This is a genomic window from Rhodococcus sp. p52, assembly GCF_000763325.2.
GTDB classification, from domain to species: domain Bacteria; phylum Actinomycetota; class Actinomycetes; order Mycobacteriales; family Mycobacteriaceae; genus Rhodococcus; species Rhodococcus pyridinivorans.
The window spans coordinates 2,125,387-2,148,616 of record NZ_CP016819.1 but is presented as its reverse complement, the minus strand read 5'-3'; the positions used below and the strand labels follow the sequence as shown (position 1 = coordinate 2,148,616).

At 67.3% G+C, this 23,230-nt stretch carries 25 protein-coding genes and 1 pseudogene; 10 read left to right on the top strand and 16 right to left on the bottom strand.

Features of this window, described 5'->3' with window-relative positions; translation table 11 throughout:
• Positions 1-42 precede the first annotated feature (42 nt).
• Positions 43-726, bottom strand: a complete 684-nt coding sequence (locus IM25_RS09995; RefSeq protein ID WP_006551749.1) for a TetR family transcriptional regulator — start codon at positions 724-726, stop codon at positions 43-45.
• Between the two features lie 163 nt (positions 727-889).
• Between IM25_RS09995 and IM25_RS09990 the strand changes: the two genes are divergently transcribed.
• Positions 890-1,735 carry an LLM class F420-dependent oxidoreductase gene (locus IM25_RS09990; RefSeq protein WP_024103036.1) on the top strand — a complete coding sequence of 282 codons (846 nt, stop codon included), beginning with the start codon at positions 890-892 and terminating at the stop codon, positions 1,733-1,735.
• A 23-nt stretch (positions 1,736-1,758) separates the two neighbouring features.
• Positions 1,759-3,222: an FAD-dependent oxidoreductase gene (locus IM25_RS09985; protein ID WP_065996006.1), complete on the top strand. Its 1,464-nt coding sequence runs from the start codon at positions 1,759-1,761 to the stop codon at positions 3,220-3,222.
• A gap of 49 nt (positions 3,223-3,271) precedes the next feature.
• Here IM25_RS09985 and IM25_RS09980 read toward each other — a convergent pair whose 3' ends face one another.
• The 9 genes from IM25_RS09980 to IM25_RS09940 all read right to left on the bottom strand — a co-directional run bounded on the left by IM25_RS09980 (position 3,272) and on the right by IM25_RS09940 (position 12,183).
• Positions 3,272-4,849: a GMC oxidoreductase gene (locus IM25_RS09980; protein WP_065996005.1), complete on the bottom strand. Its 1,578-nt coding sequence runs from the start codon at positions 4,847-4,849 to the stop codon at positions 3,272-3,274.
• A gap of 22 nt (positions 4,850-4,871) precedes the next feature.
• Complete coding sequence (locus tag IM25_RS09975; RefSeq protein ID WP_006551753.1) at positions 4,872-6,131, bottom strand: hypothetical protein; 1,260 nt, start codon at positions 6,129-6,131, stop codon at positions 4,872-4,874.
• Complete coding sequence (locus IM25_RS09970) at positions 6,125-6,676, bottom strand: nuclear transport factor 2 family protein (protein ID WP_006551754.1); 552 nt, start codon at positions 6,674-6,676, stop codon at positions 6,125-6,127. Before IM25_RS09970 ends, IM25_RS09975 begins: the two co-directional genes overlap by 7 nt.
• A gap of 15 nt (positions 6,677-6,691) precedes the next feature.
• The gene (locus tag IM25_RS09965) at positions 6,692-6,886 is read right to left on the bottom strand and encodes a ferredoxin (RefSeq protein WP_006551755.1); all 195 of its coding nucleotides are present in this window, start codon (positions 6,884-6,886) and stop codon (positions 6,692-6,694) included.
• Between the two features lie 7 nt (positions 6,887-6,893).
• Entirely contained in the window at positions 6,894-8,282 is a 1,389-nt protein-coding gene (locus tag IM25_RS09960) for a cytochrome P450 (protein WP_065996004.1), read from the bottom strand.
• Positions 8,279-9,064 carry an SDR family oxidoreductase gene (locus tag IM25_RS09955; RefSeq protein WP_006551757.1) on the bottom strand — a complete coding sequence of 262 codons (786 nt, stop codon included), beginning with the start codon at positions 9,062-9,064 and terminating at the stop codon, positions 8,279-8,281. The genes IM25_RS09960 and IM25_RS09955 overlap by 4 nt, the downstream gene beginning before the upstream one ends.
• Positions 9,057-10,244 (bottom strand): cytochrome P450, encoded by a 1,188-nt coding sequence (locus IM25_RS09950; protein ID WP_006551758.1) that lies wholly within the window; start codon positions 10,242-10,244, stop codon positions 9,057-9,059. Before IM25_RS09950 ends, IM25_RS09955 begins: the two co-directional genes overlap by 8 nt.
• 75 nt (positions 10,245-10,319) lie before the next feature.
• Entirely contained in the window at positions 10,320-10,880 is a 561-nt protein-coding gene (locus IM25_RS09945; protein WP_033096815.1) for a TetR/AcrR family transcriptional regulator, read from the bottom strand.
• A gap of 76 nt (positions 10,881-10,956) precedes the next feature.
• Entirely contained in the window at positions 10,957-12,183 is a 1,227-nt protein-coding gene (locus IM25_RS09940) for a cytochrome P450 (RefSeq protein ID WP_033096816.1), read from the bottom strand.
• Between the two features lie 87 nt (positions 12,184-12,270).
• Between IM25_RS09940 and IM25_RS09935 the strand changes: the two genes are divergently transcribed.
• The 7 genes and pseudogenes from IM25_RS09935 to IM25_RS09905 form a co-directional block, all read left to right on the top strand.
• A complete protein-coding gene (locus IM25_RS09935; protein ID WP_019290002.1) occupies positions 12,271-12,867 on the top strand; it encodes a TetR/AcrR family transcriptional regulator in 597 nt (198 codons plus the stop codon).
• A gap of 46 nt (positions 12,868-12,913) precedes the next feature.
• Positions 12,914-13,744 carry an oxygenase MpaB family protein gene (locus tag IM25_RS09930; protein WP_033096817.1) on the top strand — a complete coding sequence of 277 codons (831 nt, stop codon included), beginning with the start codon at positions 12,914-12,916 and terminating at the stop codon, positions 13,742-13,744.
• Between the two features lie 160 nt (positions 13,745-13,904).
• Positions 13,905-15,374 carry an aldehyde dehydrogenase gene (locus IM25_RS09925; RefSeq protein WP_006551763.1) on the top strand — a complete coding sequence of 490 codons (1,470 nt, stop codon included), beginning with the start codon at positions 13,905-13,907 and terminating at the stop codon, positions 15,372-15,374.
• A gap of 26 nt (positions 15,375-15,400) precedes the next feature.
• Entirely contained in the window at positions 15,401-16,150 is a 750-nt protein-coding gene (locus tag IM25_RS09920; RefSeq protein WP_065996003.1) for an SDR family oxidoreductase, read from the top strand.
• Positions 16,147-17,046, top strand: coding sequence for an NAD(P)-dependent oxidoreductase (locus IM25_RS09915; protein WP_006551765.1), 900 nt, complete (start codon positions 16,147-16,149; stop codon positions 17,044-17,046). Before IM25_RS09920 ends, IM25_RS09915 begins: the two co-directional genes overlap by 4 nt.
• The gene (locus tag IM25_RS09910) at positions 17,043-17,411 is read left to right on the top strand and encodes a carboxymuconolactone decarboxylase family protein (protein ID WP_006551766.1); all 369 of its coding nucleotides are present in this window, start codon (positions 17,043-17,045) and stop codon (positions 17,409-17,411) included. Before IM25_RS09915 ends, IM25_RS09910 begins: the two co-directional genes overlap by 4 nt.
• Positions 17,321-17,980, top strand: a pseudogene (locus tag IM25_RS09905) (LLM class flavin-dependent oxidoreductase); the annotation flags it as partial. The gene IM25_RS09910 and the pseudogene IM25_RS09905, both read left to right, overlap by 91 nt.
• Positions 17,981-18,098: 118 nt before the next feature.
• On the opposite strand, the gene IM25_RS25410 reads toward IM25_RS09905, so the two are convergent.
• Entirely contained in the window at positions 18,099-18,458 is a 360-nt protein-coding gene (locus tag IM25_RS25410; protein WP_006551768.1) for an Rv2640c family ArsR-like transcriptional regulator, read from the bottom strand.
• Positions 18,459-18,555: 97 nt separating this feature from the next.
• Between IM25_RS25410 and IM25_RS09895 the strand changes: the two genes are divergently transcribed.
• Entirely contained in the window at positions 18,556-19,047 is a 492-nt protein-coding gene (locus IM25_RS09895; protein ID WP_033096961.1) for an ArsI/CadI family heavy metal resistance metalloenzyme, read from the top strand.
• A gap of 52 nt (positions 19,048-19,099) precedes the next feature.
• Here IM25_RS09895 and IM25_RS09890 read toward each other — a convergent pair whose 3' ends face one another.
• Genes IM25_RS09890 through IM25_RS09870 form a run of 5 tightly spaced genes read right to left on the bottom strand, consistent with a single transcriptional unit; the run spans position 19,100 to position 22,503 of the window.
• On the bottom strand, positions 19,100-19,507 hold the full coding sequence (locus tag IM25_RS09890; protein ID WP_033096819.1) for an arsenate-mycothiol transferase ArsC: 408 nt from the start codon (positions 19,505-19,507) through the stop codon (positions 19,100-19,102).
• Positions 19,508-19,520: 13 nt separating this feature from the next.
• Entirely contained in the window at positions 19,521-20,579 is a 1,059-nt protein-coding gene (locus IM25_RS09885) for an ArsO family NAD(P)H-dependent flavin-containing monooxygenase (protein WP_019290008.1), read from the bottom strand.
• Between the two features lie 14 nt (positions 20,580-20,593).
• Positions 20,594-20,953: an arsenate reductase ArsC gene (locus IM25_RS09880; RefSeq protein ID WP_050993518.1), complete on the bottom strand. Its 360-nt coding sequence runs from the start codon at positions 20,951-20,953 to the stop codon at positions 20,594-20,596.
• A gap of 57 nt (positions 20,954-21,010) precedes the next feature.
• Positions 21,011-22,108, bottom strand: a complete 1,098-nt coding sequence (gene arsB, locus IM25_RS09875) for an ACR3 family arsenite efflux transporter (RefSeq protein WP_019290010.1) — start codon at positions 22,106-22,108, stop codon at positions 21,011-21,013.
• The gene (locus IM25_RS09870) at positions 22,105-22,503 is read right to left on the bottom strand and encodes an ArsR/SmtB family transcription factor (protein ID WP_033096821.1); all 399 of its coding nucleotides are present in this window, start codon (positions 22,501-22,503) and stop codon (positions 22,105-22,107) included. The genes arsB and IM25_RS09870 overlap by 4 nt, the downstream gene beginning before the upstream one ends.
• Between the last annotated feature and the right edge of the window lie 727 nt (positions 22,504-23,230).

Here is a 23,230-nt window from a genome sequence, read left to right as displayed (position 1 = left end):
CCAGAGCTCCCGAGCGGAGCCCAGAACTGCAGCGGGTGGGCGTCAGCTCGCCCGCTGCAGTCGGTTCAGCCGGTCGAACACGAGCGTGACGGCGGTGTCCATGTGCGCGAGCACATCGTCGACCGACTGCCGGCCCGCCACCCAGGCGACCAGCGCCGACATCCACACGTCGGCGATGATCCGCACGGCGTTGAGCACCTCTTCGGTGACGATGTCGATGCCTGCCGCCTGCGCGAACAGTCGGGTGAGCACCTCACCGAGACGGTCGAGTTCGGGCGCCGAGGACGCGTCGGCGAACATCGCCGCCCGGATGAGCGCGTCGTAGCGCAGCGGGTTCTCGGACAGACGCGGCATCACTCCGCGCAGGACGCCCATCAGGCGCTCGGCGGCACTGTCGCCAGGGATCTCCACGGTGGTCACGGCTTCGGCGGCGGTCTCGAATTCGAGTACGAGCGCCACGACGAGCAGGTGGTTCTTCGAGGGGAAGTAGCGGTAGACCGTGCCGAGAGCGACACCGGATCGGTCTGCGACCGCCCGCATCTGCACGGCGTCGTATCCCCCCTCGGAGGCGAGCTCCTCGGCGGAGGCGATGATCCGCATGTACCGCGCCCGCTGTGCCGGTCGCAGGCCCGCACCGGGCGACCGGGTGGACCCGAGGGCCGGCCGCGAGGTCTGCGTCGACGCCGACTCCTCGCCCGCGGTCTCCGTCGTCGACTGCTCCGTCATCACGCCACCTTCCGTTCATGCCCGTTTCGAGGATAGTTCAGCGTGGGACGACTGCCTTTTCGTACGGCCGACCGGCCGCAACCGGACAGGTGTCCGGAAATCTCTTCCCTCCGGATGTAGAACGCGTTACATTTTCTCCGTCACCGTCTGGAGAGGGGCTGTTGTGCGCCACGGAATCACCCTGTTCACGAGCGACCGGGGAATCCGGCCCGAAGTCGCTGCCTCGACCGCGGAGAGTCGCGGTTTCGACAGTTTCTACGTGCCCGAACACACCCACATCCCGATCCGCCGCGAATCCGCGCATCCGGGAACGGGCAACGAGACCCTTCCCGACGACCGTTACATGCGCACCCTCGATCCGTGGGTGGCGCTGGGGCTCGCAGCCGCGGTGACGTCGACGATCAAACTGGGCACCTCCGTCGCACTGCCCCTCGAGCACGACCCCATCACGCTCGCCAAGACCATCGCGAGCCTCGATCACCTCTCCGGCGGCCGGGTGAACTTCGGTGTCGGATTCGGTTGGAACGCAGAAGAACTCGCCGACCACGGCGTACCGCCGAAGAAGAAGCGCACCGCCATGCGCCAGTACCTTGAAGCGATGCAGGCGCTGTGGACCGAGGAAGAAGCCTCCTACGAGGGAGACTTCGTCGCATTCGGGCCGAGCTGGGCGTGGCCGAAACCCGTGCAGCAACCACGGCCCCCGATCTTCCTCGGCGCCGGTTCCACCGACCGCAACTTCGACTGGATCGTCCGCCACGCCGACGGCTGGATCACCACCCCCACGGAGAACAACGTCGTCGACAACGTCGCCCGTCTCCACAAGGCCTGGGCCGACGCCGGTCGTGCCGGAACTCCCGAGATCCTCGCTCTGGCAGGCCGTCACGACGCCGAACAACTGAAGATCTGGGAGGACGCCGGGGTCACCGAGGTGATCTTCGGTCTGCCCGACCGCGCCCAGGACGACGTCGTCGCATACATCGGCCGACTCGCCTCGAAACTCGACCACTGATCACCGACCCCGAACGGACCCCGATGAGCACCGATCTCCACCCCCTTCCCGCCGGCAGCATCTCCACCTGGGACCACGAAGCCGACGTCGTCGTCGCCGGTTACGGCATCGCCGGTGTCTCGGCGTCCATCGAGGCCGCCCGCGCGGGTGCCGACGTGCTCGTGCTCGAGCGGACCGGCGGTTGGGGCGGTGCGGCCTCACTGTCGGGCGGCATCGTCTACCTCGGCGGCGGCACCCCGCTGCAGAAGGCCCTCGGATTCGACGACACGCCCGAGAACATGAAGGCGTTCATGCTCGCCGCGCTCGGGCCGGGCGCCGACGAAGCGAAGATCATCGAGTACTGCGAGGGCAGCGTCGAACACTACGAGTGGCTCGTGGACAACGGCGTGGGGTTCAAGGAGAGCTTCTGGGGCGAACCCGGGTGGGAGATCCCCGGTGACGACGGCCTGATGTACTCCGGCGGCGAGAACTCCGCGCCCTTCAACGAGATCGCGACGCCCGCCCCGCGCGGCCACGTCCCGCAGATGACCGACAAGCGGACCGGCGAGAAGGGTGGCGGGTACATGCTCATGCAGCCGCTCTCCCAGGTCGCCGAAAGCCTGGGTGTGCGTGCCGAATACGACGTGCGGGTGCAGCGGTTGATCGTCGACGGCGACGGACGCGTCGTTGGCCTGACGGCCAAGCAGTACGGCAAGGACGTCCACATCCGGGCCCGCAGCGGCGTCGTCCTCGCGACCGGCAGTTTCGCGTACAACCAGGAGATGGTCGAGTCGTACGCGCCGCAGCTCAGCGGTCGCCCGGGTGCGGCGATCGAGGAGCACGACGGCCGTGCGATCCGCATGGCGCAGGCGCTCGGCGCCGATCTCGCGCACATGGACGCCACCGAGGTCGCCTTCTTCGGCGACCCGCAGTTGATGGCCCGCGGCATCCTCGTCAACGGCCGCGGTCAGCGGTACGTCCCCGAGGACACCTATCCGGGCCGTATCGGTCAGCTCACGCTGCTGAAGAACGACAACCAGGCCTATCTGATCATCGACGAACAGGCGTACGAGGAGGGTTGTGCGGCAACGAGTTCGACGCCCTTCTTCCGGTTCCGTCCGAAGTGGGTCGCGGAGACCGTCGCCGAACTCGAATCCGACATGGAACTGCCTGCCGGGACGTTGCAGGCGACCGTCGAGGTCTACAACAGGCACGCGGAGAACGGCAGCGATCCGGTGCTGGGCAAGAAGAGCGAGTGGGTCAAGCCCATCGGCAGCCCGATCGCCGCGCTCGATCTCCGTAACTGCACAGCAGGTTTCACGCTCGGCGGTCTGCGCACGTCGGTGAACTCGGAAGTGCTGCACGTGTCCGGCGATCCGATCCCCGGCCTGTTCGCCGCCGGTCGCTGCACGTCGGGCGTGTGCGCGTGGGGTTATGCGAGCGGCACGTCGCTGGGAGACGGAAGCTTCTTCGGTCGCCGCGCCGGTCTGTCGGCCGCGAAGGGCTGAGACCGAACGGGTGGTTCCGGCGGCCGAGCCACCGGAACCACCCGTCAGGTCAGAACACGCGATCCAGGTCGCGTGAGACGATCCGATCGGCGCCGTACTCGGCGAGTGCCGCGATCGTCATCGACGGATTGCACGCCCCGGTCGATCCCGAGATCTTCGCGCCGTCCACCACATACAGGCCGGGCTGGCCGTGCACGCGACCGGCGTCGTCGCACACCGCCCCGAACGGCGCACCCCCGAGCGGATGGAAGGTGTTGATGTCGACGGCGTTGACGTCGATGACGATCGAGGCCGGTCCCGCGATCCGCCGGATGCGGGCCTCGATCGCGCGGGTGAGTTCCCGGTCGTAGGCCTGATCCCAGTTCAGGACCGCATCGTCGCGGCCGGCGTCGTAGTGCCAGACTCCTCGGCCATCGACGATCCCCAGACCGATCATCGTGGTCGTTCCCACATCGTCGGGGAACGGCACCGGGCCGGTGACGATCATCAACGGTCCGGCGGGATCGGTGTAGTCGCGCATACCCACACAGGCGGGGCCGCCCTGATGGTCGCCGGGGCTGACGAGCGGACTCGTCACGGCGAACACTCGGTCGCCGTTGTTGCCCCATCCCGTTCCGACGCCGTCGGGAAGATCGGGGACGAACCCCTTCGCCTTCGCCTTCACGAGGAGACGGGTCGTGCCGGCCGATCCGGCACCGAGGAACAGCGACTGTGCGAGGATCCGCTTGCGTTCGAGAACCTTCCCATCCGTGTGGATCCGGTCGACGTGCACGATCCAGGTGCCGTCCGGAGCGCGCTCGATGTCGCCGACCCGATGCAGCGGCTCGACCGTGACGTGCCCCGTGCGTTCAGCTTCGGCGAGATAGGTGACGTCGACCGAGAACTTACCGCCGTTGTTGACTCCGTAGATGACGTCGCCCGTCGTGTAGGACGGTTTCAGTTCCCCGGTCAGCTCCCGTCGCGCGAAGTCCCAGTCGATGCACATCGGCACCCTGAACGTGTCGTAGCCCTCCGAGCCTGCACGGTCCAGGAACTGTCGTGAGGACCGGTACCGATCGTGGTCGAGCAGATCGTCCGGGATGGTCGCGACCTGCAGCATCCGCGCCACCCGCCGGTAGTGGTCGGAGGCCAGCAGGTCGTAGTCGATACGCGAGGACACCGAATCGGAGAATCGCTGCCCGTCGGGCTGCACGGTCATGCCGTGATAGGCCAGCGAACTCCCGCCGACCCCCGCGCCGCACATGACGTCCATGCCGTTCCCCGGAACCCGTTCGATGAGCCCGGTGAACGGTTCGGTCGGGATCGGCGGAGTACCGGTCATCACCGGGGCGGACGACAACCACGACATCCGCCGGTCCGGTTGCAGCATGTGAGGGAACGTCTCGGCATTCGGTCCCGTGGGCCAGCGGATGCCCCGTTCGAGGACCAGGGTCTGCACACCGGCCCGGCCGAGATGCAACGCGGTGATCGCACCGCCGAATCCGCTGCCCACGACGACCGCCCGATGGCGCTCCTCGGTGACCTCGGCGCGTGCGCGTGGGATCGGGGACAACGACAACGCGGCAACGGCCGCACCGCCGACGACGGTTCCCCGCAGGAAGGTACGGCGGGGCAGCGCAATATTCACGAAGGGCTCTCCTGGAGCGTGGTCAGACAACCGTGAGCGGGAGTGGGATTCCCCGATCTTCGAAGACGAAGGACGAACCCGTGCTGAAGCGCGTGATGGCGACCTCGTCGCACTCGTTCGCCGGGGATTCGGCACGGAACACCTCGACGACGAGAGCCTCTTCGGTCGCGGAGACCAGGCGGGTGGTGAAGTGCGGGTCCACACCGCGCACCAGAGCGTCGAGCGGACCGAGGTGTTCGGGGTCGATCAAAGTGGGCCAGGACCCGTCGTCGAAGGCGCCACCTCGCCGGTTGATCCGGAGACCCAGCGCGTCGTCGTCGAAACAGATCACCCGATCGACATACCGGTCCGGTGCCAGCATCGGGTGTACGTCGAGCACCGCGGACAGGCCGGCGAACGAGCGCGGCAATCCCAGCGCGGTACGGATGCGCTCGGACGTGATGCCGGCGATACCCGTGAGCTGCTTGCGGGTCAGCTCGATCGCGGACTGCTCGTCGGTTCGCTTGCGCACACTCATGAGGAAGCCCAGAGCGAGCAGGTGATGCTGCAGGCACACCTCCTCGGCGATGCGTACCAGGGCCGACTTCGAGAACTCGTCGAACCGGAGGTCTGCGAGGAGGGGACCCGAATAGTCGTGTCTCCCTTCGCCGTCGCGGTCGATCGGGCTCAGCTCGAGTGCCACGGCCGCGGACCGGCCGAGCGCTTCGGTGTGAGGTGCGACAGCCGGTGGTTCGTACGAGGGGTCGATGGTGACCGTCCACGCGCAGTGCGGGTGCCGATCGGCCGGCGCGCGGGGCGGCCGATGGATCGGCCGGACCCGGGCGTGCGGATTGGTGGCGAGCGCGGTGGCGTCGAAGGTCGGGTCCTCGATGTCGTGGCACATCGCGGTCACGTAGGCGTCGCCGAGGGGCTCGACGTCCATCAGCGCCCCGCAATGGTCGAGCGAGAACTCGCCGTGGTCGCGGTCGTCGACGCGATAGCGGAAGTCCATGAACTGCGGGGGCGCCCCGATATCGAGTTGCATGCCCTTGAAGATGGTGACGACGTCGTCGCCCTCGAACTTCAGGGCACGCTGCATGCGGCGCGTGTACCACGGCGACGACGCCTGCCATTCCTCGATGGCCACCTCCGCCATGCCCTCCCGACCGAACGCCGAGATCAGATGCGCCATCCCCGAACGGTCGATGAGCTGACCGCACAGCAACAGTTCGGGGACGAGCGCGGCGAGGTCGGTGCGGGAGAGCGCGGCGAACGATCCGCCGGTGTCCACGCCGGTCACCACAACGGAACCGGCGACTCGCCGACCCGGTACCAGCCGGGAAGACGCTTCTTCCCCGTCGATCGCTCGATCCGCTTCTGCATGCCGTCGGACAGCGCATCCGCCGTGATCATCTCGAGGAACAGGTGCGAGACGTTGCCGAAGTCGAAGAAGTCGCGCTGCCACGACCACTGGAAGTTGCCGCCGTACCGGAACCAGCTCCCGCCGATGCCGTGCACGGAGTAGTGCTCGCCGTTCTCGCGGGTCGCGTCGGCGATCTGCTTCCAGAACCCGATCACGTCGCCGGAGCGTTCGTCGACGACGAACTGCTGGTAGGGATACTGCCAGCCTTCGAGCCCGTCCATCTCCTGGCCCAATGCGAGGTCGCGGATCTCCTCGCGGCCCACGGCCATGAACTCGTCCTTCGGACCGTAGTTCCAGCCGTAGGTGGCGTCCTCGGTGTACAGGTCGGCCAAAGGCTTCCAGTCGCCTTCGGCCTCGGCGCGTTTGTTGGCGTCGACCCAGCGGGTGATCATCTCGTCGAGCTCGGCACGATCGAATGTGGCCATCCTGTCTCCTGGTCCTCAGTCTTCGACGATGCGAAGGGCTTGGGTGGGGCAGTACTTCACAGCTGCTCGTACGTCGGCGTGCATCTCCTCCGGCACGGGGTCGAGGAGGATCTCCACCTCACCCCGTTTGGCGACCGTGAAGGCGTCCGGGGCTTCCATCGAGCACATCGCGTGTCCTTGACACAGATCGAGATCTGCTTCGATCCTCATCCGAACCTCACTCCTGCGTTGCCGTGCCGGTGCCGGCCGCCGCGCGGGTGCGACGCCGGTACCGCACAGCACACGGCTGTTCGAGCTGGACCACCATCTTCGAGTGATCGTTGCGGTAGGTCTCGGGCGGCTGGGACAGTTCGAACTCGAAGTCGCGCAGCAGAACCGAGAATATCGCCTTCAGCTGCATGAGCGCGAACGCCGCTCCCACACAGCGGTGCCGGCCCGCCCCGAACGGGATCCAGGTCCACCGGTTGACGATGTCCTCCTGGTTGGGGTCGATGTAGCGGCCGGGATCGAAGGCGTCGGGATCCGGGAAGTCCTCCGGGATCCGGTTGGAGATCGCCGGTGTCGCACCCACGAGATCGCCCTCCGAGATCCGGTATCCGGCGACCTCGAAGTCGTCGCGCGCGACCCGAAGAAGCAGGATCAGCGGCGGGGGCAGGCGCAGCGTCTCCTTGAGCACCGCCTCGAGTACCGGGATCTGCCGCAGTGCATGGAAGCTCACGCTCTCGCCGTCGGAGTACAGGACGTCGAGTTCTGCCGTGACCTGCTGCATGCACTCGGGGTTGCGCAGCAGTTCGATGAGCGCCCAGGCCGCCGTGCCGGAGGTGGTGTGGTGGCCGGCGAACATCATCGAGATGAAGATGCCGGTGATCTCGTCGGCACTGAACCGCTCCTTGCCGTCCTCGTCCTTGATCGAGACGAGGACGTCGAGCATGTCGCGGTCCTCCTTGCCCTGCGGCGGGGTCGCGATGCGTCCGTCCATGATCTCCTGCACGAGCTCCACAAGCCCGCGGCGGGCCTCGTCGCGTCGCCGGAAACTCTCGATCGGCGCGTAGGGATCGACGAAGGCCAGTGCGTCGGTGCCCTTCTCGAGGTCGTGGTAGAGGTGGGCGAACCGTCCGTCGAGCTGGTCGCGGAACTTCTTGCCGATCAGGCAGGCCGACGACGTGTAGATGGTCAGCTCGGCGAAGAATTCGAGCAGGTCGATCTCGCCTTCGTCGCCCCACCGGGCGACCATGTCCTGCACTTCGCGGTCGATGGTCGCCGCGTGACCGCGCATCTGTTCGCCGCGCAGCGCCGAATTGTGCAGCATCTCCTTGCGGCGTTCGGGGCTGGCGTCGAAGACGACACCCTCACCGAAGACCGGCTTCATGAACGGATAGGCGGCCTGCTGATCGAGATCCTCGTCCGCGGCACGGAAGAAGAACTCGTTGGCCTCCGCACCGGAGAGGAGTACGACCTTCTTGTCGGCGAGCTGGAAGACCCCGACGTCGCCGCACTCCTCGCGCACCCGGCGCATGAGCGCAATGGGATCGGTGCGCAGTTCCTCGAGGTGGCCGTGTTCGTGTTCGCCGCCGGACACACGCCGGGGCTCGACGAGTGTGGTCATGGATTGTCCTTCCGCAGGGGTGCTTCGGGTTGAACCTCGATGAGCACGATGTGGGCGCCGCGGGGGGCCGAGACGACCGAGAGCGCGGCTGCGGCGATGTCGGATGCGCGAAGGAAGTAGGGGTGTCGGGCGAAACCCCATGTGCCCCAGTCTTCGAGCATCGGTTCGAGCACCTCCGCCGGCGCGGTCATGCCGGCACCGGTCTGCGTCGGTCCGGGGCGCACGACCGACGCGCGGACACCCGTACCCTCGAGTTCCATCCGCATCTCGCGGACGAGCGCTTCGAGGCCGGTCTTGGCGGCGTTGTAGGCACCCATCCAGGGCCGGGGAAGCACGGCACAGTCGGATCCGATCACGACGAAGTCGCCGCGCTTGCGTTCGATCATGCCGGGGAGCACGCGATGGGCCAGGCGTTGGGTGCCCATCAGGTGCACGTTGACCTGGAAGGCGAACCGGTCGGGGTCCATCTCGTGGGGCAGCGCGAAATCCATGTCGCCCGCTCCCGAGACGACGATCTCCGCGGCGCCGAGAGCCTCTTCCGCTGCGGTGACGAACTCGTCGACGGATTCGGTGGACGACACGTCGAGGAAGTGGGCGAAGGCCTCGCCGCCCTCACCGCGGATCTTCTCCGCGATCGCCGCGCACTCCTCCACGCGGCGCGCCCCGAGCGCGACGGGGTGCCCGGCCTCGGCGAGCGCGTAGGCGGTGGCGGTACCGATTCCGGAGGAGGCTCCGGCGACCAGCGCGGGACGGCGTTCGGGATGGGGTTCGAATCTAGGCATGTCGTTCGGTGACCTCTACAGGAAGGGCCGCGAAGCCTCGGACGTTGGTGGAATGGACACGTTCGCAGCGGTCCTCGTCGATCTCGTAGTCGGCGACGCGCCGGGCGAACTGTTCGAGCGCGATGTTCGCCTCGAGGCGGGCCAGATGTGCACCGAGGCAGAAATGCACTCCCCCACCGAAACTGGCGATCTTCTGGGAGCTGTCGCGTCCGATGCGGAAGTCGTCGGCGGTGTCGAATACGTCGGAATCGCGGTTGGCGGATCCGATGAGCAGCAGCACCTTGTCGCCGGACCGGATGGTGGCGTCGTGCAGTTCGATATCGGCGACGGCGGTGCGGGCGACGATCTGGCTCGAGGTGTCGTAGCGGAGGGTCTCCTCCACCCACTGCGGTGCGCGAGCCGGATCGCGGAGGACCTGCGCCACCTCGGATTTGTTGTGCGCGCCCCAGTAGAGGGCGTTACCGAGGAGTTTCGTGGTGGTCTCGTTGCCCGCGACCACCATGAGGAACATGAACCCGATGATCTCGTCGTCGGTGAGCCGGTCGCCGTCGATCTCGGCTGCCAGCAACGCCGACGTGAGGTCGGAGGTCTCCTTCTTCCGGCGTTCGGCGAGCATGTCGGCGTAGTAGCCGACGAGGTGCAGCGATGCCTCCATCGCGGCGACCGGCACGTCGAGCACGCCCTCCTCGCGGTGGACGACGAGGTCGGCGAGACGGCGGATCTCGCTGCGGTCGGATTCGGGCACGCCCATGAGTTCGGAGATCACGTCCATGGGCAGCTTGCCTGCGAACTCCGAGATCCAGTCGAATTCCCCTGCTTCTGCAGCGGGTTCGAGATAGCGCAGGGTCAGTTCGAGGATGCGTTCCTCGAGGTCGGCGACGCGCCGCGGAGTGAATCCCTTGGAGACGAGCCGGCGCATGCGCATGTGGCGCGGGTCGTCCATCGCGAGGAAGGACATCACCTTGTGGGCGTTGGGCCCGTAGGCGGACGGATCGAGCGAGACACCGTTCGCACTCGAGAGTCGCGTGTTGTCGCGGAAGGCCGCGACGACGTCGGCGTGACGGGACAGGGCCCAGAACTCGAGGTCGGGGTTGTGGTAGACCGGCGCCTCTTCACGGAGGCGGCGGTAGGTGGGATACGGATCTTCGTGGAAGGCGTAGTCGTACGGGTTGAAGATCACGGGGCCGAGCGTCGGTGGATCGGGCGAAGCGGGCCCTGCGTGCGACGCGGAGCCCGGGGATGCCTGGATCATGGCTCACTCCAATAGAAGTCGGGCGGATGTCTCCAGCCTGTCGGCGAGTTTCTCGTAGGTGCCGTAGCCCATGCCGGCCCGGACCAGCGCGCCGGCGTAGAGCAGTTCGAGTGCTTCGAGTTCGTCGGGATCGGAGTCGGCGCCGAGCGCTGCCGAGATCCGGTGACGGATGTCGAGTCCGATGCGCGCACGCAGGTGTTCGACATCGGGGTCGTGACCGAGCAGTGCATTGGTGACGGCGGCGGCGAGTTCGGGTTCGTCGGCCAGCAACAGCGCGATTCCCCGCAGCACCGCGACCACCCGATCGGCACGGCTCGTGCTCTCGGCGTCGGCCGTGGGAGCGTTGGCCAAGCGACGCCAGAACACCTCGGCGACGAGGTGTTCCTTCGACGAGAAGTAGGTGTAGGCGGTGGCCGGGGCGACACCGGCGCGGGCGGCGACCATACGCACCGTCAACCCCGTGAATCCCTCCTCGCGGAGCACCTCGACCGCGGCCTGCGTGAGCCTCGCAACCGTGTCGGCCTGCTTCTCGGTCAGGCGGCGACGGGTCGATTCGAGATTCACGTTTCTGGACACGTGTCTGGACATTACTACGGTTGGAGGGGGTCGGCAATGCCCGCAGCGCGTTCATTCGGCGAATTCAGCGCTCTCGGGGGTGGATACGGACGGGCATGGACTTGATGCCGTTGATGAAATTCGATCGCAACCGCCGCGGTTCACCCGCCGGCTCGACCCGGTCGATCCGGGCGGCGAGGGTCTCGAACATGATCCGCAGTTCGAGTCGCGCCAGATGTGCCCCGAGGCAGAAGTGCACACCCGTCCCACCGAAGGCGACGTGCGGATTGTGCTCGCGCCCGATGTCGAAGACGTGCGCGTCGTCGAAGACCTCCTCGTCGCGGTTCGCGCTCGGGTAGTAGACGATCACCTTGTCGCCCCGTTCGACCTGCTGGTCGCCGATCGCGGCCGGACAGGTGGGCGTGCGGCGGAAGCCGACCACGGGCGTGACCCAGCGCAGGACCTCCTCCACGGCGCTGTCGATCAGACCGGGATCGTCCTGCAGCCGGCGCCATTGTTCGGGATGATCGACGAAGGCCTGCATCCCGCCCGAGATCGCGTTGCGCGTCGTCTCGTTGCCCGCGATGACGAGCAGGACGAAGAACATGTCGAACTCCATCTCGGAGAGCGTGTCGCCGTTCTCGTCGGGACACCCCAGCTTCGAGACGATGTCGTCGCGCGGTTCGATGCGTCGTTGCGCGGCAATCTCGTTGGCGTACAGGAAGATCTCGGCGGCGGCGAGCTCGCCGTCCTCCTGGGTGGTGCCGTATTCGGGGTCGTCCCAGCCGATCATGCGGTTCGACCAGTCGTAGAGCTTGCTGACGTCCTCGGCCGGTGCGCCGAGCAGCGCTGCGATCACCTCCAGCGGCAGTGGAGCCGAGATCGCCGGGACGAAGTCGATCACCGTGCCGTCGCGTGCGGCCTCGATCGCGGCGTCGACGGTGCGTTCGCACGTCCGCCGGATACGCTCCTCGAGCGTCTTCACCATGCGCGGGGTGAAGCCACGGCTCACGAGTTGCCGAAGGCGGGTGTGCTCCGGCGGATCGAGGTTGAGCAGCATGGACGCCTGTTTCAGGCGTGTCTCCTCGTCGAAATCGTCGATCTGGGTGGTCCCGAGGGCCGAGGAGAAAGTCGTGCTGTCGCGGGAGACCGCGATGACGTCGGCGTGCCGGGTGACGGCCCAGAAGCCTGCGCCGCCCTCCTCGGGTTGGCGGTGGACCGGACAGGTGCGCCGGAGTTCGGAGAAGTAGCCGTGCGGGACCCCCTGGGCGAAGACGTCGGGGTTCTTGAGATCTGTGGGTGAAGTCGTCATGAAGCCGCTCTCGTGGGATTGTACGAATGGTATTCGTTTACAAACTACTCACCTTCGTTTGGAATGGAAGCCCCTTAGACTGCTTTCATGGCAGACGACAACTCCCGACCCGTGCGTCGGCGGACACTGACCCGCGACAAGGTCGTCGCAGCCGCGCTCGGGATCGTCGACGAGCTGGGATGGGAACAGCTCACGATGAGCACCCTCTCGTCGCGCTTGGGAATCGTCACGGCCTCGCTGTACAACCACGTCCGCAATCTCGACGATGTGCGGGCGACCGTGCAGATCCGCGCGATGAGCGATCTCGGAGCGCATCTGCGGGAGGTCGCGATGGGCCGCAGCGGCGTCGACGGGTTGCGCGCGCTGATCGACGCCCACCACATCTGGGCCGTCGAACATCCCCGCCGCTACGAAGCATTGACCACTGCACCGGTCGATCGCGACGGTCTGCTCGCCGCCGCACTGGACGCCAACGTCGCTCTGCGAACGATGCTCGCATCCTGCGGCGTTCCGGAGGAGGAGACGCTCGAGGCCGCGGTCGGCATGTTCGCCGCCCTGCACGGTTTCGCGGTTCTCCAGAGCAGCGGCTTCCTGGGCGACGAGCTCGATCTCGACCGCATCTACGAAGCGGTCGTGCGCGGAGTTCTGGCCGGCGCCTCCCTCGACCCCACGAAGACACGCTAGAGTGGCACGCATCAACTGAACACGTCCGTCTTCAGATGGAGGGGTCATGCGGACGATCGACACTCTCGGCGATCTCGTCTCACCGCTCGGTGGCACGATCAACGCCGCCAACGTCATCATGCAGCTCGCCCATCCCGGCGTCGGCCAGGGCGTCGTCGACAGCACGGTCGATACCGGCCGCGCCGATCTCCATCCGGTCAAGCGGGCCCGCACGACCGGCACCTATCTGGCGGTCGTGGTGTTCGGTAACGACGCCGACCGCGATTTCGTCCGCGAGTCGGTGCGGAAGATCCACGCGCGGGTCACGTCGCCACCCGGCGCGGAGGTCCGCTACAGCGCCATCTCCCCCGCCCTGCAGTTGTGGGTCGCGGTCTGCCTGCTCGAGTACTTCATCGACCAGCACGAATTCCTGTGCGGCCCGCTCACCGAGGAGCAGTACGCCCGCATCCTTCGCGACGGCGCAACCCTCGCGACGACACTGAACGTCCGACCGGAGTCGTGGCCCACGACCCGCGAGGAGTACGAGGAACTGTGGAAGGCCGGCGTCACCGACATCTCCATGAACGAGCAGGTGCGCGAGTACCTCACCGAACTCTGCAATCTCGCGTTCCTCGAGGTGCGTCTCGGACGACTGGGCCGCGGGATCCACCGGGTGCTCGGCAGGTCGTTCGAACTGATCACGCGCGGTGCGCTGCCGCCGGAGTTCCGCGACCTCATGCACTACCCGTGGACCGCCGACGACCAGCGGCGTTTCGACCGCTATCTCGTGGCGGTCCGGCGCCTGCACCGCGTCACGCCGTGGGTGTGGCCGTTGCTGTGGAAGGCATATCTGCTCGATCTGCGCACGCGGCGACACCTCGGACTGCGCGTGTTCTGACCGGAGACCACCGGACCCTCGTCGAGACCGGTGTTGTGTGCGAGATTCGTCGAATTCCTCGCACACGACACCGGTTTCGTCCGTTTCGGACGAACCGTTGCATTCGATCGCGTCGCCGAACTATAGTCCAGACACCTGTCCAGAACCGAGGGAACGTCTGATGACACTTCGCCCTACCGACAGCTCCACCCTTCTGATCGACGGCAAGCTCGTACCCGGCAGCGGAGGCACCTTCGCGATCACCGATCCGAGCACCGAAGAACTGCTCGGCCACGCGGCCGAGGGCACCGCCACCGACATGGACGCCGCGATCGCGGCCGCGCGTCGCGCCTTCGACGACACCGACTGGTCACGCGACCACGCCTTCCGGGCCCGCTGCCTCCGTCAGTTGCGCGACGCTCTGCGCGAGCACATCGAGGAACTGCGGGAGATCACCATCGCCGAGGTCGGCGCTCCCCGATTCCTCACGAGCGCCGCGCATCTCGAAGGCCCCATCGACGATCTGCTCTACTTCGCCGACCTCGCCGAAAGTTACGCGTGGACGCAGGATCTCGGCAACGCCTCCCCCATGGGTATCCCCACCCACCGCTATCTGCTCAAGGAAGCGGTCGGGGTCGTCGGCGCGATCACGCCGTGGAACTTCCCGCACCAGATCAACTTCGCCAAGCTCGGGCCCGCTCTCGCCGCCGGGAACACCGTGGTGCTCAAGCCCGCCCCAGACACCCCGTGGTGTGCGGCCCTGGTCGGGCGGATCGCGGCCGAGGAGACCGACATCCCGCCGGGAGTGCTGAACATCGTCACCTCGAGCGACCACAGGCTCGGCGCACAGCTGAGCGAGGATCCGCGCGTCGACCTGATCTCGTTCACCGGTTCCACCGCGACCGGCCGGGCCGTGATGCGCGCGGCCTCAGAGAACCTCAAGAAGGTCTTCCTCGAACTCGGCGGCAAGTCGGCGTTCATCGTCCTCGACGACGCCGACCTGCGCGGCGCCTGCTCGATGGCGGCCTTCACCGTGTGCACGCATGCCGGCCAGGGCTGCGCGATCACCACGCGTCTGCTCGTTCCCCGCGAACGGTACGACGAAGCGGTGGCCCTGACCGCGAAGTCCATGAGCGGCATCCGGCCCGGCGACCCGCGCGATCCCGGCACGGTGTGCGGGCCGCTCATCTCCGAGAAGCAGCGACAGCGGGTGGAGGGCTTCATCCGCCTCGCCGTCGAGGAAGGCGGCACGATCGTCACCGGCGGCGGACGTCCCGCCGAACACGAGCGGGGATTCTTCGTCGAACCCACCCTCATCGCCGGCCTCGACAACTCCGCGCGTACAGCGCGGGAGGAGATCTTCGGCCCGGTGCTCGTGATCATCCCTCACGACGGCGACGACGACGCGATCCGCATCGCCAACGACTCCCCCTACGGCCTCTCGGGTTCGGTGTACGGCACCGATCCGGACCGCATCGCGCGGATCGTCGCAGGTGTACGGACCGGCACGCTCGGCGTCAACGGCGGCATCTGGTACGCCGCCGACGCCCCGTTCGGGGGCTACAAGCAGTCCGGGATCGGCCGCGAGATGGGTGTGGCCGGTTTCGAGGAATACCTGGAGACCAAGCTCGTCGCCGAACCCGCGAGCTGACCCGAACTTCCGAAAGGACTTTTCCGATGGCACGTTTCACCGGTCGCACCGCGATCGTCACCGGCGCCGCCCAGGGGATCGGCGAGGCGTACGCGCGTGCGCTCGCCGCCGAGGGCGCGAACGTGGTGGTCGCCGATATCGATGCCGAACTCGGCGAGCAGGTTGCCAAACAGATCGTCGCCGACGGCGGCATCGCGAGCTTCACGTCGGTCGATGTCTCCGACCCCGCCTCCGCCGAGGCACTCGCCGTGTCGACCGTCGAGACCTACGGCGGCATCGACCACGTGGTCAACAATGCCGCCATCTACGGCGGCATGAAACTCGATCTGCTGCTGACGGTTCCGTGGGACTACTACAAGAAGTTCATGAGCGTGAACCTCGACGGCGCCCTCAACGTCACCCGCGCAGTGTGGCCGCACATGACCAAGAACGGCGGGGCGATCGTCAACCAGTCGTCGACGGCGGCCTGGCTGTACTCGGGTTTCTACGGGCTCGCGAAGGTCGGGATCAACGGTCTCACCCAGCAACTCGCCGTCGAGCTCGGCGGGGCGAACATCCGCATCAACGCGATCGCCCCCGGCCCCATCGACACCGAGGCGACCCGCACCACCACCCCCGCGAACATGGTCGCCGACATGGTGAAGCAGTTGCCGCTCAAGCGCATGGGCACTCCCGACGATCTCGTCGGCATGTGCCTGTTCCTGCTCTCCGACGAGGCCGCCTGGGTCACAGGGCAGATCTTCAACGTCGACGGCGGGCAGGTGATCCGCTCGTGACCGGCTCCACGATCGGCCGGGTCGGTTACATCGGGCTGGGCAACATGGGGGCACCGATGGCCGAGCGGCTGTTCACCCGACCCGGAGGCCTCACCGTGCTCGACGTGGTGCCCGAGGCGATGAGCCCGTTCACCGACAAGGGTGCCGCCGCGGCGTCGAACCCGGCGGAGCTGGCCGCCGACTGCGACCTCGTGTGCGTGACGGTCCTCGACGACGCCCAGGTCCGCGACGTCGTCACCGGTCCGGACGGACTTCTCGCGACGGCCCGGCCCGGCACGGTCGTCGCGGTGCACTCGACGATCTCCGACACCACCGCCGTCGAACTCGCCGCGAAGTGCGCCGAGAAGGGAGTCGACTTCGTCGATGCACCGGTCAGCGGCGGCGCCGGCGGTGCGAAGAACGGCACTCTCGCAGTGATGGTCGGCGCGACCGACGACGGCTTCGCCAAGATCGAAGAACCGTTCGGCACCTTCGCGTCGCTGGTCGTGCACGCCGGTCCCGTCGGCGCGGGAACCCGGATGAAGCTCGCCCGCAACCTGCTCCACTTCATCGCGTTCACCGCGGCGACGGAGGCACAGCGACTCGCCGAGGCCGCGGGCATCGACCTCACCGAGCTCGGCAGGGTCGTCCGGCACACCGACGCGATCACCGGCGGCGCCGGTTCGATCATGTGGCGCGACACCACATCTCCCCTCGCAGAGGACGACTCCTGGTTCCCGATCGTCTCGCGCGTGCGCGCCCTGGGTGAGAAGGATCTCGCGCTGGCACTGGACCTCGGCGATCGCCTCGGAATCGCCCTGCCGCTCGGAGCCCGGGCGCTGTCCGACCTCGGCCCCGGCCTCGGAGTCGGCACGGGCGAGATCGCACGGACCCGTTCCCGGAAGGAGCACGCATGACCGACGAGACCCGCCGCCGCGGCCTGGAGATGATGTCCAAGGTCTACGGCTGGGAAATGCAGGACGGTCCCGGTGAGCACTTCGCCGTCACCGCCGACCACCTGTTCGCGAACATCTGGACCCGGCCCGGGCTGACCATTCGTGATAGGCGACTGCTGCTGCTCGGGGCACTCACCGCACAGGGGGCCCCCGACATCGCCGAAATCCAGATCGAAGCGGCGCTGAAGAACGAGGAGCTCGACGAGCAGCAGCTCCGCGAGATCGCCCTGTTCCTGTGCCACTACGTGGGCTGGCCGCTGGGCTCGAAGCTCGACAACGCAGTGGGCAGCGTGCTGCAGCGACGGAAGGCGGCGGCCCGCTCGTGAGCATCCCCGGCGGATCCGTACCGGAGCCGGACTGTCCGGAACTCGGATTCTACGGCCTCGCCGGGCACGCCGACGACCCGAAGGCGCTGCTCGACGAGATCGTCGTCGCCGAACGCATCGGTCTCGGCTCGGCCTTCCTGTCGGAACGGTTCGACACCAAGGACGCAGCAGCGCTGGCCGGTGCGGCCGCCGCGACGAGCCGCACGCTCGGGATCGGCACCGCGGCGACCAATCCGCACACCCGCCATCCCCTCGTCACAGCGACGATGGCGACCACACTGCACCGGTTGAGCCGCGGCCGCTACGCCCTCGGGCTCGGCCGCGGCTTCGACGTGCTGTTCGCTCTCATGGGTCTGCCTCGCGTGACGTCGGCGCGGCTCGAGGACACCGTCGATCTGCTCCGGACGCTGTGGCGCGGTGACGCGGTCGTCGACCGGCACGGCCCAGCCGGCGACTTCCCGTATCTGCGACGCACCGCCGAGGACGTCGACCGCATCCCGATCCTCATGGTCGCGCTCGGCGAGCGCACGCTCGACCTGGCGGGACGCGTGGCCGACGCCGTCGTCCTGCACACAGTCTTCACCGGACCAGCGACCCAACCAAGGCCGCTGCGCGCCCAACCCCCGATTTTCTGCTCGATGTACGTCCTTCCGGGCCATATGGCAGGTAATCGACACCACGTCGGGATCAGCGACAACAGTTCGGGTCCAGCACCATCCGCAGGGCTTCGAGAGACTCGGCGCGAGGGCGGTAGAAGACGTTCATCCCGCGGCGTTCGGATACGACCATGCCGGCCTTGCGCAGTTGCCCGAGGTGGTGACTGACGGTGGATTCGGTCAGGTCGACGCCGGTGGCGAGATCGCAGGTGCACACTTCGCCGTCGTCGGCGGTGAGCAGGATCGACATGAGCTTGATGCGGACCGGGTCCGCCAGCGCCTTCAGCCGCAGGGCGAGTTCGAGAGCTGCGTTGTCGCTCATCGGCGCGGCCGAAACCGGTTCGCAGCAGATCGGGGCGCTGACGTCGATCACAGGCAGAGCTTTCGGCATGGTTCGAGCTTATCCACTTACTTGACATATGTCGAAAAGGTGGCGCATCCTGTACCCGTCCAGAGTTTCGACATATGTCACACAAGTGGAGGATGTCATGTCCCGCGCACAACTCGCCCTCAACGTCGACGACCTGCAAGAAGCGGTCGCCTTCTACTCGAAGCTGTTCGGCACCGAACCGGCCAAGGTCAAGCCGGGCTACGCGAACTTCGCGATCGCCGAGCCGCCGCTCAAGCTCGTGCTGCTGGAGAACCCCGGCAAGGGCGGCACCATCAACCACCTGGGCGTGGAGGTGGAATCGAGCGAGAAGGTCCATGCCGAGATTGCCCGCCTGACCGGCGAAGGGCTGTTCACCGATGAGGAGATCGGCACCACCTGCTGCTTCGCTACCCAGGACAAGGTGTGGGTCACCGGGCCGGCCGGGGAGAAGTGGGAGGTCTACACCGTCCTCGCCGATTCGGAGACCTTCGGCTCGAGCCCACAGCACCTCGACGATTCGGCCGCCACCGAGGGCGGCGTGTGCTGCGGCACCGCCGCCGCCCCGACCGAGGACAAGCAGGAGGCGCCAGCCGCACCGTCCTGCTGCTGAACAACACCCCTCGATGTCGGCCACCGGATTCGGATGGCCGACATCGGTGTCTTCAGCGACGGAGCCGGTCGGCAAGGTCGGTGACACGAGCGGCGATGTCGTCGCGGACCAACCGCATCCGTTCGATGCCGTCGATGCCGCGCTCGGACGGCTCGTCGGTGTCCCAGTTCTCGAACCGTGTCCCGGCCACCGGATCGAGACGGGCTTCGCGGCCGAGGGTGACCACGAGATCGACGTCCCGAACCAGCTGGGGGTCGACCAGTGTCGGAGTCTCGCCCGCGATGTCGACACCGACTTCGAGGAGCACTTCGGCCGCCAGGGCATTGATACTGGTGCCGGGCTTCGTACCGGCGGAGTGCACCGCGACGGTGTCGCCGGCGGCGGCCCGCATCAGGCCGGCGGCCATCTGGGATTTTCCGCCGTTCTTCACACAGACGAACAGCACCGAGGGTGTGCTCACGGTCGAGGTCCTTTCACGCAGGTCGGGTGTCGAGGTCGAGGTCGAGGTCGGCGACAGCGGCCTTGGCGGTGCGGCCGACGCCGAGGAGGGTGGCCGAACCGGGTCCGGTCCAGTCGCCGTAGCCGAGCAGGTGCAGGCGCGGTTCCTTGAGTGCGCGGGTGCCGGCGACCGGCACCGTGCCGGTGTGATCGCGCAGCCGCAACGGGCGCAGGTGTGCGAGGGCGGGCCGAAATCCCGTCGCCCACACCACGACATCAGCCCGCTGGTGACGCTCACCCCAGGCGATGCCGTCGACGGTGAGCCGATCGAACATCGGCAGCGCGGTCAAGACGCCGCGCTCACGGGCGGCAAGCACCTCCGGGACCATCACGATGTCCCCCAGGGCGGCGATGCCGCCGGGATCAGTCCGTCCGGCAGCCAGGGCCACTGCACGGCGGGAGGCGAGCTCGAACAAGGCCCGGCCGTCGACGCCATCCGGCAGGAACCGCGGGGGCCGGTTGGTGACCCAGATGGTTCTCGCGGTGGTGGAGATCTCGGCGACGAGTTGAGCCGCGGAGTTGCCCCCCCCGACCACTACGACGTCCGAGCCGGTGAACTCGGCCGCGCTACGGTAGTCGACGGTGTGCAACTGCCGCCCGGTGAACACATTTATGCCCGGATAGCTCGGCAGAAACGGTCGCTGCCAGGTACCGGTGGCGCTGATCACCCGCCGCGCCCGCCACTGCCCGCGGTCGGTGTCGACCAGCAGATCAGGGCCGTCGCGGCGTACCGCCTGCACCCGCACCGGCCGCTCGATCGGCAGGCCGTAGCGGGTTTCGTAGGCGGTGAGATAGTCGACGACATGCCGTGCCGGCGGGAATCCGTCCGGCCAGCGGGGCATCGGCCACCCGGGCAGGGATGCGAATTCCGCCGGGGAGAACAGATGCAGCGAGGACCACATGTGCGGCCACGCCCCACCTGGCCGTTCCTGGTCGTCGAGGATCACGAAGCGGTGCCCGGCCCGGCGCAGGTAGTAGCCGGCAGCCAGCCCCGCCTGCCCACCGCCGATCACCACGACATCGACGTTCGTCATCGGAGAGCCTCGGGTCAGCGCGGGGTGGGCGGGGCGGTCAGCTCGGCGATGAGGGCTTCGACCTTGGCGCGGATCTCATCGCGGATCGGACGCACCGCCTCGAGGCCCTGCCCGGCCGGGTCGTCGAGCACCCAGTCGCGGTAGGACGTGCCGGGAAAGACCGGGCAGGTGTCCCCGCAGCCCATCGTGATGACCACATCCGATGCCTGCACCGCCGCGGTGGTGAGGATCTTCGGGTTCTCGGTAGAGATGTCGATGCCTACCTCGGCCATCGCCGCGACCGCGGCCGGGTTCACCTGTTCGGCCGGGGCGCTGCCGGCCGAACGCACCTCGATCCGGTCCCCGGCCAGAGCGGTGAGGAACCCGGCGGCCATCTGCGAGCGGCCGGCGTTGTGGACACAGACGAACAACACACTCGGTGTGCTCACGGATCAGACCTTTCGTGGCGCCGGCACCTGCGCCGACTCATGACGGGTGAAGCGCTTCCGTAGGGCGAGGGAGACGTAGACCAGGGCGACCAGGACGGGAACCTCGATGAGCGGTCCGACCACCCCGGCCAGGGCCTGCCCGGAGGTCACGCCGAAGGTGCCGATCGCCACGGCGATGGCGAGCTCGAAGTTGTTACCCGCCGCGGTGAACGCGAGGGTGGTGGTGCGTTCGTAGCCGAGGCCGATCGCGGCGCCGAACAGGTATCCGCCGACCCACATGATCGCGAAGTACGCCAGCAGCGGCAGCGCGATCCTCACCACGTCCAGCGGGCGGGAGGTGATCTGCTCGCCCTGCAAGGCGAACAGGATCACGATGGTGAACAGCAACCCGTACAGGGCCCACGGTCCGATCTTCGGCAGGAAGGTGTCCTCGTACCAGGTGCGGCCCTTGGCCTTCTCGCCGAAGTGTCGGGTGAGGAACCCTGCGACCAGGGGAATGCCGAGGAAGATCAGCACCGATTTGGCGATCTGCCATGGCGATACGTCCAGGGCGGCCTGTTCGAGGCCGAGCCAGCCGGGGAGCACCGACAGGTAGAACCAGCCGAGCACGGCGAACATGATCACCTGGAACACCGAGTTGATCGCCACCAGCACCGCCGCGGCTTCCCGGTCGCCGCAGGCGAGGTCGTTCCAGATGATGACCATGGCGATGCACCGGGCGAGACCGACGATGATCAGGCCGGTGCGGTACTCGGGCAGATCCGGCAGCATCAGCCAGGCGAGTGCGAACATCAGTGCGGGTCCGAGGATCCAGTTGAGGATCAGCGACGAGACCAGCAGTTTGCGGTCGCCGGTGACGGTGTCGAGGCGGTCGTAGCGCACCTTCGCCAGCACCGGGTACATCATGATCAGCAGACCGAGGGCGATCGGCAGGGAGATGCCGTCGATCTCGATGAAACTCAACGCTTCACCCAGTCCGGGGATCAGGCGGCCGAGCAACAGACCCACCACGATGGCGGCGCCGATCCACACGGCCAGATACCGGTCGAGGGTTGACATCTTCCCGACGACAGCCGGGTGTTCGGTGTTCGTCGCGGTCATCGGGCCGACTCCACGGCATCGCTGGCCGGGGCACAGCCCGAACCCGGCAACACCCCTACCTCGGCGGAGAGCACGGCCGACAACTGCGCCAGGGCTGACGGGATCACCCGGTAGTACACCCAGGTGCCACGGCGTTCGCAGTCGAGCAGGCCGGCCTCGCGCAGCACCTTGAGGTGATGCGAGATGGTCGGCTGGGACAGGTCGAAGGCCGGGCTGATGTCGCAGACACAGCTTTCGCCGCCCTCATGGCTGGCGATCAGGCTGAGCAGCCGTAGGCGTACCGGGTCTCCGATCGCCTTGAACATCCGGGCCAGGTCTGCGGCCCAGTCCTCCGTCAGAGGTTCCCGTACCAGTGGTGCGCAGCAGAGGTCACCACTATCAGTTTGAATCGACACCCATCAATATTGACACTGATCGAATCAGCCGGCAAATCGTCTTGCCACATCCGGTCAGGGCAGAACCTCCTCCCACAGAACCTGACGGTTCACATTCCTAGGATCACCGCCCATGACAACCAGTACCCAGTTCACGCCTTCTCGTGAACGGCTCCTCGAGCTCATCGACGAACTGTGGAACGGATGGAATCGGTTCTTGAACCGAGACCCCAATCGTTGTGCCGACCGCGGGATACCGAACATCCACTGACCACAGCCGTGGTCATGGCCTATGAAACAGCGATCACCGCGCATTGGCTCGCCGAGGTGGGAGATTCGCGGTGATCTCCGTCAGTCCCCCGTACAACGAGTCCGGTGGCGGCGGCACGGCGTGTCCCGTCGTAGCCCGGTCGACAGATCGCATCTGGTCGGTCCTCGCGACCGTCGACGAGTCGACGCCCGAGGATCTTTCGTTCGCGGAAGCTGACCGGACGGCTCGCGACCTACCTGCAGGGCTGTGGTGACGTGCTCGTGCGTGCGAACAGCTGGGATCCTCAGGTACTGCACCGTTTCAGGGACGACGCGCAGGTCCGTGCTCATTCCGGACCGATCGACGCGGCGCCCACCGAAACGGCGCCAAGCCCACCGAGCTCGCCCCGGTCGCCGCCGCGTGGCGGACGACCCGCGACCCCGAGCGTTTCGCACCTCTACCCGCAAACCCCGGCCGGAGCGCACGATGACCGATCTG

Excerpts from the sequence above, each read along its gene's own strand:
- IM25_RS09995 (WP_006551749.1), bottom strand. The coding sequence starts at position 726 with ATGACGGAGCAGTCGACGACGGAGACCGCGGGCGAGGAGTCGGCGTCG.
- IM25_RS09985 (WP_065996006.1), top strand. The coding sequence starts at position 1,759 with ATGAGCACCGATCTCCACCCCCTTCCCGCCGGCAGCATCTCCACCTGG.
- IM25_RS09970 (WP_006551754.1), bottom strand. The coding sequence starts at position 6,676 with ATGGCCACATTCGATCGTGCCGAGCTCGACGAGATGATCACCCGCTGG.
- IM25_RS09965 (WP_006551755.1), bottom strand. The coding sequence starts at position 6,886 with ATGAGGATCGAAGCAGATCTCGATCTGTGTCAAGGACACGCGATGTGC.
- IM25_RS09960 (WP_065996004.1), bottom strand. The coding sequence starts at position 8,282 with ATGACCACACTCGTCGAGCCCCGGCGTGTGTCCGGCGGCGAACACGAA.
- IM25_RS09955 (WP_006551757.1), bottom strand. The coding sequence starts at position 9,064 with ATGCCTAGATTCGAACCCCATCCCGAACGCCGTCCCGCGCTGGTCGCC.
- IM25_RS09940 (WP_033096816.1), bottom strand. The coding sequence starts at position 12,183 with ATGACGACTTCACCCACAGATCTCAAGAACCCCGACGTCTTCGCCCAG.
- IM25_RS09935 (WP_019290002.1), top strand. The coding sequence starts at position 12,271 with ATGGCAGACGACAACTCCCGACCCGTGCGTCGGCGGACACTGACCCGC.
- IM25_RS09930 (WP_033096817.1), top strand. The coding sequence starts at position 12,914 with ATGCGGACGATCGACACTCTCGGCGATCTCGTCTCACCGCTCGGTGGC.
- IM25_RS09925 (WP_006551763.1), top strand. The coding sequence starts at position 13,905 with ATGACACTTCGCCCTACCGACAGCTCCACCCTTCTGATCGACGGCAAG.
- IM25_RS09920 (WP_065996003.1), top strand. The coding sequence starts at position 15,401 with ATGGCACGTTTCACCGGTCGCACCGCGATCGTCACCGGCGCCGCCCAG.
- IM25_RS09910 (WP_006551766.1), top strand. The coding sequence starts at position 17,043 with ATGACCGACGAGACCCGCCGCCGCGGCCTGGAGATGATGTCCAAGGTC.
- IM25_RS25410 (WP_006551768.1), bottom strand. The coding sequence starts at position 18,458 with ATGCCGAAAGCTCTGCCTGTGATCGACGTCAGCGCCCCGATCTGCTGC.
- IM25_RS09895 (WP_033096961.1), top strand. The coding sequence starts at position 18,556 with ATGTCCCGCGCACAACTCGCCCTCAACGTCGACGACCTGCAAGAAGCG.
- IM25_RS09885 (WP_019290008.1), bottom strand. The coding sequence starts at position 20,579 with ATGACGAACGTCGATGTCGTGGTGATCGGCGGTGGGCAGGCGGGGCTG.
- IM25_RS09880 (WP_050993518.1), bottom strand. The coding sequence starts at position 20,953 with ATGGCCGCCGGGTTCCTCACCGCTCTGGCCGGGGACCGGATCGAGGTG.
- arsB (WP_019290010.1), bottom strand. The coding sequence starts at position 22,108 with ATGACCGCGACGAACACCGAACACCCGGCTGTCGTCGGGAAGATGTCA.